We start from the raw sequence: 13,596 nt of genomic DNA, 5'->3' as shown, positions 1-13,596 counted from the left end.
CGCCATTGCCTCTTGCCATGCGAATCCCTAGCTTGTCCGCCGAGCAATGATAAAAGGCAGGCGGTTTCGTGTATTCCTTCCTTCGACCGGCGGCATGTGCCGCCATCGCGCTGACCCTGATGACATCTCAGGGCGTCATGGCCGATTCCGGCGCGGGCGCCTACCTTGCCGGGCGTCAGGCGGTCTATACGAGCGATTTCGAGGCCGCCGCGCGCTACTATGCCCGCGCCCTGTCCGAAGACGCGGAAAACCCCGCACTGATGGAACGGGTCGTCCAGTCCAGGCTTGCGATTGGCGATATCGACGGCGCATTGCCAGTTGCGCGGCAGCTCGAAGAGGCGGGTCTGCGCAGCCAGGCCGCGCATATGGCTGCCGTTGCCGGGCTGATCGCGGATGAAGACTACGACGCTCTGCTGGCGCGTGATCCGGAAAAGCTGGGTGTTGGCCCGCTGATCGACGGGTTGCTGGCGGGTTGGGCGCATCTGGGAACCGGCGCCGCCGCCAAGGCGCTGGAGCAATTTGATACGGTTGCGGCGCAGGATGGCTTGCAGGGTTTTGCGCTTTACCACAAGGCGCTGGCGCTTGCCTCGGTCGGAGACTTTGAAGGCGCAGAGGCGCTGTTCGCGGCCAATGACGGTCAGTTAACCACCATTTCGCGCCGCGCCGCCATCGCGCGGGCCGAGATTCTGTCACAACTTGATCGCAACGACGACGCGCTGGCGATGATGGATGACGTCTTTGGCTCGCGCACCGATCCCGGTCTGGATGACGTGATCGAGCGGCTGGAGGCCGGCGAGCGGCTGCCATTCTCGAAGGCACGCAATGCCAAGGAGGGCATGGCTGAAGTCTTCTTCACCATCGGCGCGGCGCTGAATGGCGAAGCGGCAGATAACTACTCGCTGATCTATATCCGCACGGCCAGCTATCTGCGCCCCGACCATATCGACGCTCTGCTTCTGTCCGCCGAATTGCTTGAAGATCTGGGTCAGCTTGATCTGGCGATCGATCTCTACAAACAGGTCCCGGCAAGCAGCCCCGACCACCACGCCGCAGAGCTTGGCCGGGCCGAGGCGCTGCGGCGTTCGGCCAAACCGGATGCGGCGATCGAGGTGCTGGAACAGCTCGCGCTCGACTATCCCGACCAGCCGATGGTGTTTTCATCCCTGGGCGACCTGTTGCGGCAGGAGGAGAAATACGAAGCTGCGGTATCGGCCTATGACCGCTCGCTGGAGTTGACCGCGCCTGATAATCCCGGGCTGTGGTTTGTTCTTTATGCGCGCGGCATCTCGCATGAGCGGCTTGATCACTGGGACGAGGCCGAGGCGGATTTCCGCAAGGCGCTGGAGTTGAACCCCGATCAGCCGCAAGTGCTGAACTATCTGGGTTATTCGCTGGTCGAAAAGCAGATCAAGCTGGATGAGGCGCTTGATATGATCCAGCGCGCTGTCGCAGGCCGCCCCGATAGCGGGTATATCGTCGACAGTCTGGGCTGGGTGCTATTCCGCCTGGGGCGCTATGACGAAGCCGTGGGTCATATGGAACAGGCGGTGGAGCTGATGCCGATCGACCCGGTGGTCAATGACCATCTGGGCGATGTCTACTGGGCGGTGGGGCGCACGCGCGAGGCCGAGTTCCAGTGGAAGCGGGCGCTGTCCTTCATCGACCCCGAAGAGACCGATGGTGAGGCCGACCCCGACCGCATCCGGCGCAAGATCGAGCTTGGTCTGGACGCGGTCCTGTCCGAAGAAGGCGCTGAACCGTTGCAAGTGGCCAATGACGGTTAGGGCCTTTGCGCCGGCCAAGATCAACCTGACCCTGCATGTGACCGGCCAGCGCGATGACGGCTATCACCTGCTGGATTCGCTGGTCGCATTTGCAGATATCGGCGATCATCTGGAGTTTGCCCCCGGACCCACACTGTCCATCGAGGTCACTGGCGAACATGCCGAAGGTGTCCCGGCGGATGCGCGCAACCTGATCTGGCAGGCGGCGCAGGCTTTCGGTTGGACAGGGTCCGTGCACCTGAACAAGGTTCTGCCCCATGGCGCGGGGATCGGGGGTGGCTCCTCGGATGCGGCTGCAACCTTGCGAGTTCTGTCCGATCAAGGGGCGGATATCCCGTATGAACTGCCTCTGTCGCTGGGGGCGGACGTGCCGGTCTGTATGGCGGCAAAAGCCGCGCGCATGCGGGGAATTGGTGAGCGGATCACCCCCGTCAGATTGCCGCCCCTGCCAACGGTGCTTGTCCATCCGGGGGTGCCGGTGCCGACCGGTCCGGTATTCGCAGCCCTTGCTTCCCGCGCGAACCCCGCAATGCCTGTCGATTTGCCCGAGTTTGACACGCCTCAGGACTGCGCAATGTGGCTTGGCGATCTGCGCAACGATCTGGAACGCCCGGCCATCGGTGTGGCACCCGAGATTGCCCGTGTTCTTGACGCACTCGGCGCGACCACCAAGGCCTTGCTGGTGCGCATGTCCGGCTCGGGATCAAGCTGCTTTGCGCTCTATCCCAGCATGAAAGCCGCCCATTTTGCTGCTTACGAAATCGGCGCGGCGCATCCCGATTGGTGGTGCCGCGCGGTCGCGCTTAGTTGAGGCGCGAGACCACGTAATCGGTCAGATCGGACAGCAGCGTGCGAATCTCGTGCTCCGGCAGGACCTGAAGCGCGGTGCGGGCCTTGTCCGCCCAGCGGTTGGCATCTGCGCGCGTCGCCTCCAGCGTGCCGTATTTGTTCATCAAAGCCAGCGCCTGTTCCAGATCGCCATCGCTCTGGCGGCCCCGCTCGATGGTGCGTTGCCAGAACGCACGCTCTTCCTCGGTGGCCTGCGCCAGGGCTTTGATCACCGGCAGGGTCAGCTTGCGTTCGCGGAAATCGTCACCGACATTCTTGCCGGTGGCCTTGGCATCGCCCTGATAATCCAGCAGGTCATCGGCAATCTGGAAGGCCACGCCCAACGCATCGCCAAAATCATAAAGCGCCTGTATCTGCGCCTGTGACGCGCCCGAGATCACGCCGCCCACCTCGGTCGCGGCCGAGAACAGCGCAGCGGTTTTGCCGCGCACCACCTGCAGATAGACCTCTTCGTCGGTCGCGAGATTGCTGGCCGCGGTCATTTGCAGTACCTCGCCCTCTGCGATGGTGGCAGCGGCATTGGCCAGGATGTCCAGAACCCGCAGCGACTCGGTTTCCACCATCAACTGGAAACTGCGCGCGAACAGGTAGTCGCCCACCAGAACCGAGCTTTTGTTGTCCCAGAGCAGATTGGCAGTCGGACGCCCGCGCCGCTGGCCGCTTTCGTCGACCACATCGTCATGTAACAGCGTCGCGGTGTGAATGAACTCCACCGTTGCGGCCAGTTTGATGTGATGATCGCCGGGATATTCAAACAGCCGCGCCGCGGCCAGCGTCAGCATCGGGCGCAGACGCTTGCCGCCTGCCTCGACCAGATGCGCGGTGACCTCGGGAATGCGCGGCGCATGGCGCGACGCCATCCGCGCCCGGATCAGGGTATTCACCCCCTCCATCTCGGTTTCAAGCAATTCGGCCAACCGCTCATGCGGTTTCGAGATCGTGGCGCTGTCCATCACACTCCCGTTGCAAGGCTCGACATTGGTCCCACCTTGCCCTTACATCCTGCTCTATGAAAGAACTTCTGCGCAGCACCGATCCAACCATCATGGCATTCGCAACCGCCCTTCTTGAAGGCGAGGGTATAGACTGCTTTCAGATGGACGTAAATATGAGCATCCTCGAAGGTGGCATAGGTATTTTCCCGCGTCGGATGATGGTGCGGCAGGATGATTATGACCGCGCGATCCGAGTGATGCAGGACAATGATATTCCGCTGGGGAAATGACTCAATTCAGCGAACAGGATTTGAGCTGCGACGCCCTTCTGGGTGGGCGATTGCATCTTTTTCAACCGCAAAAGGGTTATCGCGCCGGTGTCGACCCGGTGTTTCTGGCCGCCAGTATTCCGGCCCGGTCCGGTCAACAGGTCCTGGAACTGGGATGCGGGGCAGGAGCTGCGATTCTTTCGCTGGCCGCCCGCGTGCCCGATCTTGCGCTTTTTGGCGTCGAAATTCAGCCCGCCTATGCGGCGCTGGCGCGTCGCAATGCCGCGCATAATGGCTACGCTCTGGAGGTGGTTGGGGGGGATCTGGCCAACCTGTCTGCGCCGCTGCGCGATGCTCAGTTCGACTATGTCCTTGCCAACCCGCCCTATTTTCGCGGTGGCGCACACAGCCCGGCCGCAGACCCGGGCCGTCGCAAGGCGCTGGGGGAGGAGACGCCCCTGGATCTGTGGTTCGACGCCGGCGCGCGCCGTCTGCGCCCGCGTGGATATCTGCATATGATTCAGCGAGTTGAGCGCCTGCCGGAGATGATCTCTGCCTGTGCCGACCGGTTAGGATCGCTTGAGGTGCTGCCGCTTGCGCCACGCATCGGGCGGGCACCTGACCTGATTATTCTGCGCGCCCGCAAAGGCGGAAAAGCCGATTTTCGCCTGCATGCGCCGCTGATTCTGCATGCCGGTGCACGCCACGAGCGCGACGGTGAAAGCTATCGGCCCGAAATACAGGATGTACTGCGCAATGGCGCTGCACTTTGTTGGCCATAGGCGAAGTTTGGCGAATTCCGAAAATTCCCGACAAAAACCGTGCGCGTGCGGCGTGACAGACGCGAATAGATATGCTCATATCGGTCGGCAACTTATTCAGAGGAGGATTGCTATGAGCCTGAGTGCGCACCTGACCGAACTGAAGAAGAAGCATGAGCATCTCAGTCATGAAGTCGAAGAAGCGCAGCGTGCACCGGGAAGTGACGGGCTCCACCTGTCTCAACTGAAGAAAAAGAAACTCAAGCTCAAGGAAGAGATTGAGCGCCTGTCCGCTTAACCGGACAGGCTGGCGCGGGCCGCGATCAGGGCTCCGCCAGTGACCAGCGCGGCCGCGATTGCCAGGGCCCATGTCGGCTCGGCAATCCCGGTCAACATCAGGACGGCGGTCGACAGGATCGGCGCAGCGTATGAGCTTGTGCCGAGCAATTGTATGTCGCCAAGTTTGATCCCGATATCCCAGACGTAAAACGCCAACCCAACAGGGCCGAGGCCAAGCGCCACGAGTGAGAGCCAGCCGATTGTCGTCTGAGGCCAGACGGTTTCCTCCAGCGCGAAATGCAGGACCCAGGAGGCTATGGCGGTGATCACGCAGAACACGGCAACCGAACTGGTTGGCGTGTCGCCCACCCGTCGGGACAGGACCGAATATCCCGACCATGTCAGGGCGCACAGCAAGGCCAGACCGTAGCCCGCCAGATATTCGGTCTGAAACCCAGACCCGGTCCCGCTTGCGATGATCAGCGCCGCACCGGCAAAGCCGATCAGCGCGCCCAGCAGATGACCGGTGCGCAGTTGTTCGCCCGGCAGCAGGCCGGAAAACAAGACGATCAGCAGGGGCCAGAGATACGCGATCAACCCCGCCTGAGCGGCAGGTGCCAGCCGCAGGGCGGAGAAATACAGCGCGTGATAGCCAAACAGCCCGATAGCGCCGAACAGGAAGACCTTTGGCGGTACCGCGCGCAACCTGTCGAAGCCACCCGCGAGCCCGGTCCAGATCAGGCCGAGCGTGCCGCCGATGGTGAAACAGAGCGCGTTCATCAACAGCGGTGGAGTGGGAGCCGACCCCACCGTGAACAGCGCCAGCAAGGACCAGAGCAGGACGGCAACGAATCCAATGGCGGTGGCGCGGGTCTTGGTCATGCGGGCGGGATATCCTTGACGGGAATGAGGTCGATCTTGCCCCAAATACCTGCGGTTTTTTCGATTTCCGCAAGATACCAATCGCGGAACGCCGCGATCTGTGGTCGTTTTTCTGCTCCGGGAAGGCAAAGAAATGAAAACCGGGCCTCTGTTTCGATGGCGATCTTGAACGGCGTCACCAGACGGCCTTCCAGAACATCTTTGATGAGCAGGGGTCTGCGCCCCAGCAGGACACCCACCCCGGCGCAGGCGGCGTCGATGGAATGCTCAACATTGGAAAACTGCATGCCGCTGGGCTCAAACCCCGTGATCCCGATGGCCCGAAACCAGGCTGGCCAGTCGCAGGGCGGGGTAAGAAAGCCGTCATATTCGTTAATAACAAGCGGGGCATCAACAAGGCTCTCTGGTGTCGGGAACTGCTCCGCTAGGGCGGGTGTCATTGCCGGGGTTAACCATTCTTTGCGCGCATGCACCGCATAGAGGTCATCATAGCTCCCGTAACCGAAACGGATTGCCACATCGACGTCATCGCGATGCAAGTCAACCAGATGCAGCGAGGTCGAAATGCGCAGGTTGATTTCGGGATGGGTCTTGGCGAAATCGTAAAGCCTTGGGGCCAGCCATTTTGCGGTCAGGGCGGGCCCCGCAGCAACCGTGAGCGTGGTATTGTCCTGCAATCGTCGGGCGGCTTGCCAGGCATTCTGCAGCGCAGAGAACCCATCAGCAGTGCCGGGGGCCAGGGTCCGCCCGGCCTCGGTCAGCTCCACGGCGCGATTCAGCCGTCGGAAAACCGGCTGCCCCAGATGCTCTTCCAGCGATTTGATCTGAAAGGACAGTGCCGCCGGTGTGACATTCAACTCTTCGGCTGCCTTGGCAAAAGACATGTGCCGCGCGGCGGCATCAAAGGCACGCAGGGCGGTCAGCGGGGGCAGGTGATCCGGCATAGTCGAGTAAGAATTTCTTATGTGATGCTGTAAAATGTCTCGTTTGTGTAATTGGAATGCAACGATCATATTCAGATCAAGTCAAACGAAACTTTTCTGATAGGAGGTCCAGAATGATCGAAGTGACGACAAATCCGGCTGCAAGCCGTGCATTTCTCAAGGCGCATGAAGAGCGCGCGAAAGCTGTCAGATTGTTCTGGCAATGGCTAAGAGGTTCCCGCTGAACGAAGCGCGCACGTTCTTACGGGATGAAGCTGAGGGCCGGTCAAAGCGACCGGCCCTCTTTCGTTTGTCAGACGAAGAATTGTGCGCCATTGGCCGAGATGGTCGAGCCATTGACAAAGCCCGCATCGTCGGAGGCAAGGAAGGTCACGCAGCGGGCGATCTCTTCCGGTTCGCCCAGACGACCTGCAGGAATCTGAGCAATGATCGAGTCGCGCACCTTTTCCGGCACTGCCATCACCATCTCGGTCGCGATATAGCCGGGGCAGATCGCGTTGGCGGTGATGCCTGCGCGGGCGCCTTCCTGCGCCAGCGACTTCACGATGCCCAGATCGCCGGCTTTGGTCGCGGCATAGTTCACTTGAGCGAACTGACCCTTCTGGCCATTGATCGAGCTTATCACGATGACGCGGCCAAACTTGCGCTCGCGCATGCCGGGCCAGACCGGGTGAACCGTGTTGAACACGCCGGTGAGGTTGGTGTCGATCACGTCATGCCACTGCTGCGGGGTCATCTTGTGAAACGGTACATCGCGGGTGATGCCCGCATTGGCCACCACGATGTCGATCGGGCCAAGATCGGCCTCGACCTTCTCGATACCCGCTTTTGATTCGTCGTAATCGGCGACGTTCCACTTGTAGGTGGCGATGCCGGTTTCCGCGGTAAACGCGGCGGCGGCTTCTTCGTTGCCAGCAAAGGTGGCGGCGACATTGCAGCCTTCCGCTTTCAGTGCCTTGGAAATTGCCGCGCCGATGCCGCGTGAGCCGCCGGTGACGAGTGCCGTTCGTGCCATTGAGGGATCCTCCAAATTAATCTGGCCTTGGTAATGTTGTTACTGCCCTGATGCGAGATGCGCAATTATGTTGCTGTCGTTTTATTGTGTTTTGGAGCGTCCAATCTGTCGCAGGGGCGATTGGAGCGCAAAGAAAAGGGCGCTCGAAAGCGCCCTATCTGATAGGTAACGGAACCGCTCAATCCCGCTCAACGCAGAGCGCGACGCCCATGCCGCCACCGATGCAGAGCGTGGCGAGGCCTTTCTTGGCGTCCCGGCGCTTCATCTCGAAGAGCAGCGTGTTCAGCACCCGGCAGCCCGAGGCGCCGATCGGGTGACCAATCGCGATTGCACCGCCATTGACGTTCACGATGGAGGGGTCCCAGCCCATATCCTTGTTCACGGCGCAGGCCTGCGCGGCAAAAGCTTCGTTGGCTTCGACCAGATCGAGGTCGTCCACCGACCAACCGGCTTTTTCCAGCGCCTTGCGCGACGCATAGATTGGACCGACGCCCATGATCGACGGGTCCAGCCCCGCCGTGGCATAAGACGCGATCCGGGCCAGGGGCTCGATTCCGCGCTTCTCGGCATTCTCCGCCGACATCAGCAGCGTTGCGGCAGCGCCATCGTTCAGGCCGGAGGCGTTGGCCGCCGTGACCGAGCCGTCCTTGGTGAAGGCGGGGCGCAGCTTGCCCATGGCTTCCATGTTCGCGCCGTGGCGGACATATTCGTCGCTGTCCATCACGATGTCGCCCTTGCGGGTCTGGATCGTGAAGGGCGTGATTTCGTCGGCGAATTTGCCCGCCTTCTGGGCGGCTTCGGCCTTGTTCTGCGAGGCCACGGCAAATTCGTCCTGCATGTCGCGGCTGATCTGCCATTTCTCGGCCACGTTTTCGGCGGTCTGACCCATGTGATAGCCGTTGAACGCATCCCAGAGCCCGTCACGGATCATGGTGTCGATATATTTCATGTCACCCATCTTGTGACCGGCGCGCAGTGCGGCGGCATGGGGGCTGAGCGTCATGTTCTCCTGGCCGCCCGCAGCCACGATCTCTGCATCGCCCAGTTGGATGTGTTGTGCGCCCAGCGCGACAGCCCGCAGGCCCGACCCGCAGACCTGGTTGATCCCCCAGGCCGCGCTTTCCTGTGGCAGACCGGCATTGATATGTGCCTGACGGGCCGGGTTCTGACCCTGTGCTGCGGTCAGGACCTGACCCAAGATGGTCTCGCTGACCTCACCTTTGTCGACGCCCGCGCGCTCTACCACGGCCTCCAGCACAGCCGCACCAAGATCATGTGCTGGCGTGTTGGCAAATGAGCCGCCGAAACTGCCGACGCCTGTGCGCGCCGCCGATGCTATTACTACGTTTGTCATGTGGTCAGTCCTCTGCCGTCAGGGTCAGCGGGACTTGTTCGACGCTGTTGGGATCCTGAATTGGTCCCCAGAGCGCCCGGTCATCCCCGCTCTGACATTGGCAATAGCGCAATGCTGAAATTGCAGCAACCGGTAGCTTTGTTGCGCAGGTCCGGGTTGCGCGGCGCGCAAGCCGCGATCAGGCCCTGCGGCGCTGACTGTCGCTCTGCCAGGGCGGATTGACGCTGGGCGCACCAAACAGATAGCCCTGCAAGGCATCGACGCCCGTTTCGACCAGAAACCGGGCGTCTTCCTCGGTCTCCACCGATTCGGCCACAATCAGCATGTCGAATTCGCGTGCAAGGGCGATAAGGGATCGCACAACGGCCTGATTGCCGGTGTCGGAACTGACTTGGCGAACAAACTGCCCATCGATTTTCACGGCGTCGAAAAAGAAATCGCGGAACTGACTGAACGAGACCGGATCGGCGCCGTAATCGTCCAGCGCAAAGGCGATGCCCAGATCCTGCAGGCGGTCCATGAAATCGATCACCAACTCAGGCACCGTCATTGCCGAGCCCTGATTGATTTCCAGGATCAGCCGTTCCCCCAGCGCTTCGTCACGTTTCAGGGAGCGTTCCAGGATACGCATCCACCGGCTGTACCCGATCGAGCGCGCGGACATGTTGATCGACAAGCGGATATGGGGGGCTTTGGACAAGGTTTTAAGCCCGCTTTCCAACGCGATACAGTCAAGGTCGCGCCCCACTTCGGTGTTTTCGACTGCTGGCATGAACTCGCGCGCGGGGATCACCCGGCCGGTTTCATCGAGGACCCGGATGAAGCCTTCGTAAAAGGCGATCTGATTGGGTGTACGGGACTGCATCACCGGCTGAAATGCCAGCAAACATTGTTTGTGCCGGACCGCATCCTTGGCCATCTGCAGTACGGATTTGTTGCGCCGTTCCACCGCATTGTCGAGTGGGCTTTCGGCGCCTTCTGGCAGATCGGCCTTGCGGCGTTCTCGTTTCAGGATCATGACCCGGGTTCCTGCGCGACATGGAGACCGGGACAGCATTGGCCCAAAACTGTAAACAGGGGCTTAAGGCGTGGATTTTAGACGCATCACATGTGCCTGCCGGTCACCGCGCCATTTGTTTTGCGGTGCGTTTGGACAGTGGGGCGGTGTTTTGATTTGCCGAATTGACCGGGGCGAAGTGATCCGCGCGTGGCGGTTGCAGTTCTTGGAAACGCGGCTTTCGCGAAGTCAGGAGTTGCGGCAGGCTGACCAGAACACATCCCAGCGCGCCTGCACCCATCAATCCCAGACCGGAAACATAGAGCAGGGGAATGCCGGGCAGCACCTGCACAGCGAAAGTGGCAAGGAAAATTCCTATACATCCGGCAAACAGAAAAAGGCGCATAGACGTCGTCATGACCATCGTCATCCCAGCTTTCATTTTTGCGGGGCGACAGCCGCCCGGCACGAATTTCGCCGCTCTTCAAGTGAGGATTATGTAAGCGCCACTTGCTTGTATTCAATGGAGGCGCACTTCAGCGATCCGTGAACCATCGCGCAAGTCTTTGGCGGAATTTGGAAAGATAAAGGGAAAATCAGAGGCGTTTGTGACCGATTCGCGCGATTTTCCGGAGCGGCCGCGCTATTCGATCACCCAGCTTACAGGCACGCCCTTGCCTTTCTTGTGGGTAAAGGTCACCACATTGCCCCGGACCGAAACAGTCTGGCAATCCTGCGCAAGCGGCACCGCGTCGATGGTGATGTCGCGGCAGTAATACCGCCCGTCCCATTGCCAGTTGCCCGTGATCTCGCCCCCTTTGGGTCCCCGTCCGCTTACCGAGCCTTCGGGAGCGATCCTGACCCAGCTATGGCCCATCACCAGTTTGCGCCCGGCAACCTCCTCAAGGAACTGCTTCTCTTTCTTGATCTCCCCGGCGCTTGCCGTCGTGGCAACAAACCCGGTCAAGGCAATGGTCAGGAAAAGGGCAATTGGTTTCACGCGCGATACTCCCCGCTGGATGTGTGGGAGTATGCCACAGATTCCGGACCTGTCGTGTGATTCCCGATCAGCTTCCGGGGGCGATCAGTTCAGCAATGATGGCTTTGGCGCTGTCGGAGTTCCAGTCGGCATCGCCGCGCAGACGGGCGATCTCGTTGCCTTCGGGGTCAATGATCACCGTGATCGGCAGACCAAGTACCGCCATCTCCCGCGCCACGGCCATCTTGGGGTCCTGATGCCGGGGCAGGTTGTCGACGCCGATCTCGCCAAAGAACTTCTTGATGCCCGCAGGCGCGTTGCGACCGGTGGCGAGCGTCAGCACTTCGAACTGGTCACCGCCGAATTCTGACTGAAGCGCGGACAGCATCGGCATTTCCTTGCGGCAGGGCGCGCACCATGTGGCCCAGAAGTTCAGCAGCACATATTTGCCCTGATAGTCGGCGAGCGTTGCGGTGCCTGCGCCATCGGCGAGATCGAAGCTCTGGGACGATGCAGGTTTTGGTTCGAGGTGAAACACCAGCTTTTTCATATCGCCTTCGCGCAACGGCTCCAGCGTGCTCAGATCTTCGCCAGCCGCATTTGCACCCGAAGCGAGGGCGGTATAGACGAGCGCAAGCAACAGTTTCTTCATATCCCCTCCGAAGGGTTTTCAGACCAATGACAGACACGACCTCGAACCAGATGTGGGGCGGCCGCTTTGCCGCCGGACCAGACGCGATCATGGAGGCGATCAATGCCTCGATCGGGTTCGATCAGCGCATGGCTGCACAGGACATCGCAGGGTCGCGCGCCCATGCGGCGATGCTGGCCGCGACAGGCGTTATTACTGATAGTGACGCCGAGGCCATTCGGGAAGGGCTGCTCACTGTTTTGTCAGAGATCGAAGCTGGGGATTTCACCTTTTCCTCCGCGCTGGAAGACATCCACATGAATGTCGAGGCGCGGCTGAAAGAGATCATCGGCGAACCCGCGGGCCGCTTGCACACAGGCCGCAGCCGCAACGATCAGGTGGCGACCGATTTCAAGCTCTGGGTGCGCGATCAGTTGGACGCGGCCGAAAGCGGGTTGCTGGCCCTGATCAGCGCGCTTTTGTCACAGGCTGAGGCCGGGGCCGACTGGGTGATGCCGGGCTTTACCCATCTGCAAACCGCCCAGCCGGTGACATGGGGCCATCACATGATGGCCTATGTCGAGATGTTCGGGCGCGACCTGAGCCGTGTGCGCGACGCGCGCGCCCGGATGAACGAATCGCCCCTTGGTGCTGCGGCGCTGGCGGGGACATCGTTTCCGATTGACCGGGACATCACGGCCAAGGCGCTGGGCTTCGATCGGCCCGCGGCCAACTCGCTGGATGCGGTCAGCGATCGGGATTTCGCACTGGAGTTCCTGTCGGCCGCGTCGATCTGCGCCGTTCATCTCAGCCGCTTTGCCGAAGAACTGGTGATCTGGTCCTCGGCGCAGTTCCGGTTTGTCACGCTTAGCGACCGCTTCTCGACCGGCTCGTCGATCATGCCGCAAAAGAAGAACCCGGATGCCGCCGAGCTGATCCGCGCCAAGGTCGGGCGTATCTATGGAGCCAATACGGCGCTGATGATGGTGATGAAAGGGCTGCCGCTGACCTATTCCAAGGACATGCAGGAAGACAAGGAGCAGGTCTTTGACGCTGCTGACAACTGGATGCTGGCGCTGGCGGCGATGGAGGGCATGGTGCGCGACATGACCGCCAACCGCGACAGCCTGGCGGCGGCGGCGGGTAGCGGGTTTTCCACCGCCACCGATCTGGCCGACTGGTTGGTGCGGGTTCTGGGCCTGCCTTTCCGCGATGCCCATCACGTGACCGGAACGCTGGTGGCGCGCGCGGAAAGCCGTGGCTGCGATCTGCCCGATCTGCGCCTTGCCGAGATGCAGGAGGTCCACGGCGACATCACGCAGGATGTCTACAGTGTTCTTGGAGTTGAAAATTCGGTAAACTCGCGGACATCTTATGGTGGAACTGCGCCCGTTCAGGTGCGCGCGCAGGTTCAGAGATGGAAAGGCATTCTGGGATGAAACACCTCGCTGCCTTGGCCGGACTCGTATTTCTCGCTGCCTGCGAGCAGACGAGTACCGGCGTCGGTGCCTCGGTTGGTGCGGATGGTGGTGCGGTGGGGGTTGGTGCCAGTTCCGGCCCCGTCAATGTCGGCGCGGGCACGGGCGGCGTTGGCGCGAGCGTCGATGTTGTCGATACCGGCAATGCGGCGGTCACTGTCGGAACCGGGGGACCGGCGGCATCGGTGCGGGTCGGTAACTCGCCGATCCGGGTGGGCCTGGGCCTGGGTGGATTGAGGTTGGGACTATGAGAAAACTCTGCATTCTTGCTTTATTGGCAGTTGCGGCTTGCGGTGCCGATGGCGAACCGGTGCAGCCAACGCTCAACGCTTATGGCGGTTTTGGCGGCAGCGGCGGCTATGTCGGTGGTGCCGTCGGTTTGAACAAGGGGCCGTTGGGCATTTATCTGGGCTTCTGAGCCAGTAAAGACTGGCTGATC

General features: G+C 61.2%; 17 protein-coding genes. 8 read left to right on the top strand and 9 right to left on the bottom strand.

Translation table 11 applies throughout. The features are described 5' to 3' along the window. Nucleotides 1-119 precede the first annotated feature (119 nt). Together Q5Y75_RS09650 and Q5Y75_RS09645 are read left to right on the top strand one after the other, a co-directional pair. Nucleotides 120-1,784 (top strand): tetratricopeptide repeat protein, encoded by a 1,665-nt coding sequence (locus Q5Y75_RS09650; protein WP_306197240.1) that lies wholly within the window; start codon nucleotides 120-122, stop codon nucleotides 1,782-1,784. Beyond that, nucleotides 1,774-2,595, top strand: coding sequence for a 4-(cytidine 5'-diphospho)-2-C-methyl-D-erythritol kinase (locus Q5Y75_RS09645; protein WP_306196718.1), 822 nt, complete (start codon nucleotides 1,774-1,776; stop codon nucleotides 2,593-2,595). Before Q5Y75_RS09650 ends, Q5Y75_RS09645 begins: the two co-directional genes overlap by 11 nt. Here the strand turns inward: Q5Y75_RS09645 and Q5Y75_RS09640 are convergent. Further along, the gene (locus Q5Y75_RS09640) at nucleotides 2,588-3,586 is read right to left on the bottom strand and encodes a polyprenyl synthetase family protein (RefSeq protein WP_306196716.1); all 999 of its coding nucleotides are present in this window, start codon (nucleotides 3,584-3,586) and stop codon (nucleotides 2,588-2,590) included. The genes Q5Y75_RS09645 and Q5Y75_RS09640 overlap by 8 nt on opposite strands. A 56-nt stretch (nucleotides 3,587-3,642) precedes the next feature. On the opposite strand from Q5Y75_RS09640, the gene Q5Y75_RS09635 reads away from it, so the two are divergent. The 3 genes from Q5Y75_RS09635 (at nucleotide 3,643) to Q5Y75_RS09625 (ending at nucleotide 4,896) form a co-directional block, all read left to right on the top strand. Beyond that, nucleotides 3,643-3,858, top strand: coding sequence for a putative signal transducing protein (locus Q5Y75_RS09635; RefSeq protein WP_306196713.1), 216 nt, complete (start codon nucleotides 3,643-3,645; stop codon nucleotides 3,856-3,858). Continuing rightward, the gene (locus Q5Y75_RS09630; RefSeq protein ID WP_306196711.1) at nucleotides 3,855-4,619 is read left to right on the top strand and encodes a tRNA1(Val) (adenine(37)-N6)-methyltransferase; all 765 of its coding nucleotides are present in this window, start codon (nucleotides 3,855-3,857) and stop codon (nucleotides 4,617-4,619) included. The genes Q5Y75_RS09635 and Q5Y75_RS09630 overlap by 4 nt, the downstream gene beginning before the upstream one ends. A gap of 112 nt (nucleotides 4,620-4,731) precedes the next feature. Next, nucleotides 4,732-4,896: a YdcH family protein gene (locus tag Q5Y75_RS09625; protein ID WP_306196709.1), complete on the top strand. Its 165-nt coding sequence runs from the start codon at nucleotides 4,732-4,734 to the stop codon at nucleotides 4,894-4,896. Here the strand turns inward: Q5Y75_RS09625 and yddG are convergent. The 8 genes from yddG to Q5Y75_RS09585 all read right to left on the bottom strand — a co-directional run bounded on the left by yddG (nucleotide 4,893) and on the right by Q5Y75_RS09585 (nucleotide 11,700). After that, nucleotides 4,893-5,759 (bottom strand): aromatic amino acid exporter YddG, encoded by an 867-nt coding sequence (yddG, locus tag Q5Y75_RS09620; RefSeq protein ID WP_306196707.1) that lies wholly within the window; start codon nucleotides 5,757-5,759, stop codon nucleotides 4,893-4,895. The genes Q5Y75_RS09625 and yddG overlap by 4 nt on opposite strands. Then, the gene (locus tag Q5Y75_RS09615) at nucleotides 5,756-6,703 is read right to left on the bottom strand and encodes a transcriptional regulator GcvA (RefSeq protein ID WP_306196704.1); all 948 of its coding nucleotides are present in this window, start codon (nucleotides 6,701-6,703) and stop codon (nucleotides 5,756-5,758) included. The genes yddG and Q5Y75_RS09615 overlap by 4 nt, the downstream gene beginning before the upstream one ends. Before the next feature lie 292 nt (nucleotides 6,704-6,995). Further along, on the bottom strand, nucleotides 6,996-7,718 hold the full coding sequence (phbB, locus tag Q5Y75_RS09610) for an acetoacetyl-CoA reductase (RefSeq protein WP_306196702.1): 723 nt from the start codon (nucleotides 7,716-7,718) through the stop codon (nucleotides 6,996-6,998). Between the two features lie 178 nt (nucleotides 7,719-7,896). Continuing rightward, a complete protein-coding gene (locus Q5Y75_RS09605; RefSeq protein ID WP_306196700.1) occupies nucleotides 7,897-9,072 on the bottom strand; it encodes an acetyl-CoA C-acetyltransferase in 1,176 nt (391 codons plus the stop codon). A 178-nt stretch (nucleotides 9,073-9,250) separates the two neighbouring features. Then, a complete protein-coding gene (locus tag Q5Y75_RS09600) occupies nucleotides 9,251-10,090 on the bottom strand; it encodes an EAL domain-containing protein (RefSeq protein ID WP_306196698.1) in 840 nt (279 codons plus the stop codon). Nucleotides 10,091-10,193: 103 nt separating this feature from the next. Continuing rightward, on the bottom strand, nucleotides 10,194-10,475 hold the full coding sequence (locus tag Q5Y75_RS09595; protein WP_306196696.1) for a hypothetical protein: 282 nt from the start codon (nucleotides 10,473-10,475) through the stop codon (nucleotides 10,194-10,196). 237 nt (nucleotides 10,476-10,712) lie between these two features. Continuing rightward, nucleotides 10,713-11,069, bottom strand: a complete 357-nt coding sequence (locus Q5Y75_RS09590) for a hypothetical protein (protein WP_306196694.1) — start codon at nucleotides 11,067-11,069, stop codon at nucleotides 10,713-10,715. A gap of 67 nt (nucleotides 11,070-11,136) precedes the next feature. Next, nucleotides 11,137-11,700, bottom strand: a complete 564-nt coding sequence (locus Q5Y75_RS09585) for a TlpA family protein disulfide reductase (protein ID WP_306196692.1) — start codon at nucleotides 11,698-11,700, stop codon at nucleotides 11,137-11,139. A gap of 26 nt (nucleotides 11,701-11,726) precedes the next feature. On the opposite strand from Q5Y75_RS09585, the gene argH reads away from it, so the two are divergent. From argH to Q5Y75_RS09570, 3 genes are read left to right on the top strand one after another with little or no spacing between them, the layout of a single operon-like run. Further along, nucleotides 11,727-13,118 carry an argininosuccinate lyase gene (argH, locus tag Q5Y75_RS09580; protein ID WP_306196690.1) on the top strand — a complete coding sequence of 464 codons (1,392 nt, stop codon included), beginning with the start codon at nucleotides 11,727-11,729 and terminating at the stop codon, nucleotides 13,116-13,118. Then, entirely contained in the window at nucleotides 13,115-13,408 is a 294-nt protein-coding gene (locus Q5Y75_RS09575; RefSeq protein ID WP_306196688.1) for a hypothetical protein, read from the top strand. Before argH ends, Q5Y75_RS09575 begins: the two co-directional genes overlap by 4 nt. Next, entirely contained in the window at nucleotides 13,405-13,575 is a 171-nt protein-coding gene (locus Q5Y75_RS09570; protein WP_306196686.1) for a hypothetical protein, read from the top strand. Before Q5Y75_RS09575 ends, Q5Y75_RS09570 begins: the two co-directional genes overlap by 4 nt. The last annotated feature ends 21 nt before the right edge of the window (nucleotides 13,576-13,596 follow it).

Origin of the sequence: Ruegeria discodermiae (assembly GCF_030758345.1) — a bacterium.
GTDB lineage: Bacteria > Pseudomonadota > Alphaproteobacteria > Rhodobacterales > Rhodobacteraceae > Ruegeria_C.
The sequence above is the reverse complement of the archived record's forward strand: the minus strand, read 5'-3'. Positions and strand labels throughout refer to the sequence as shown.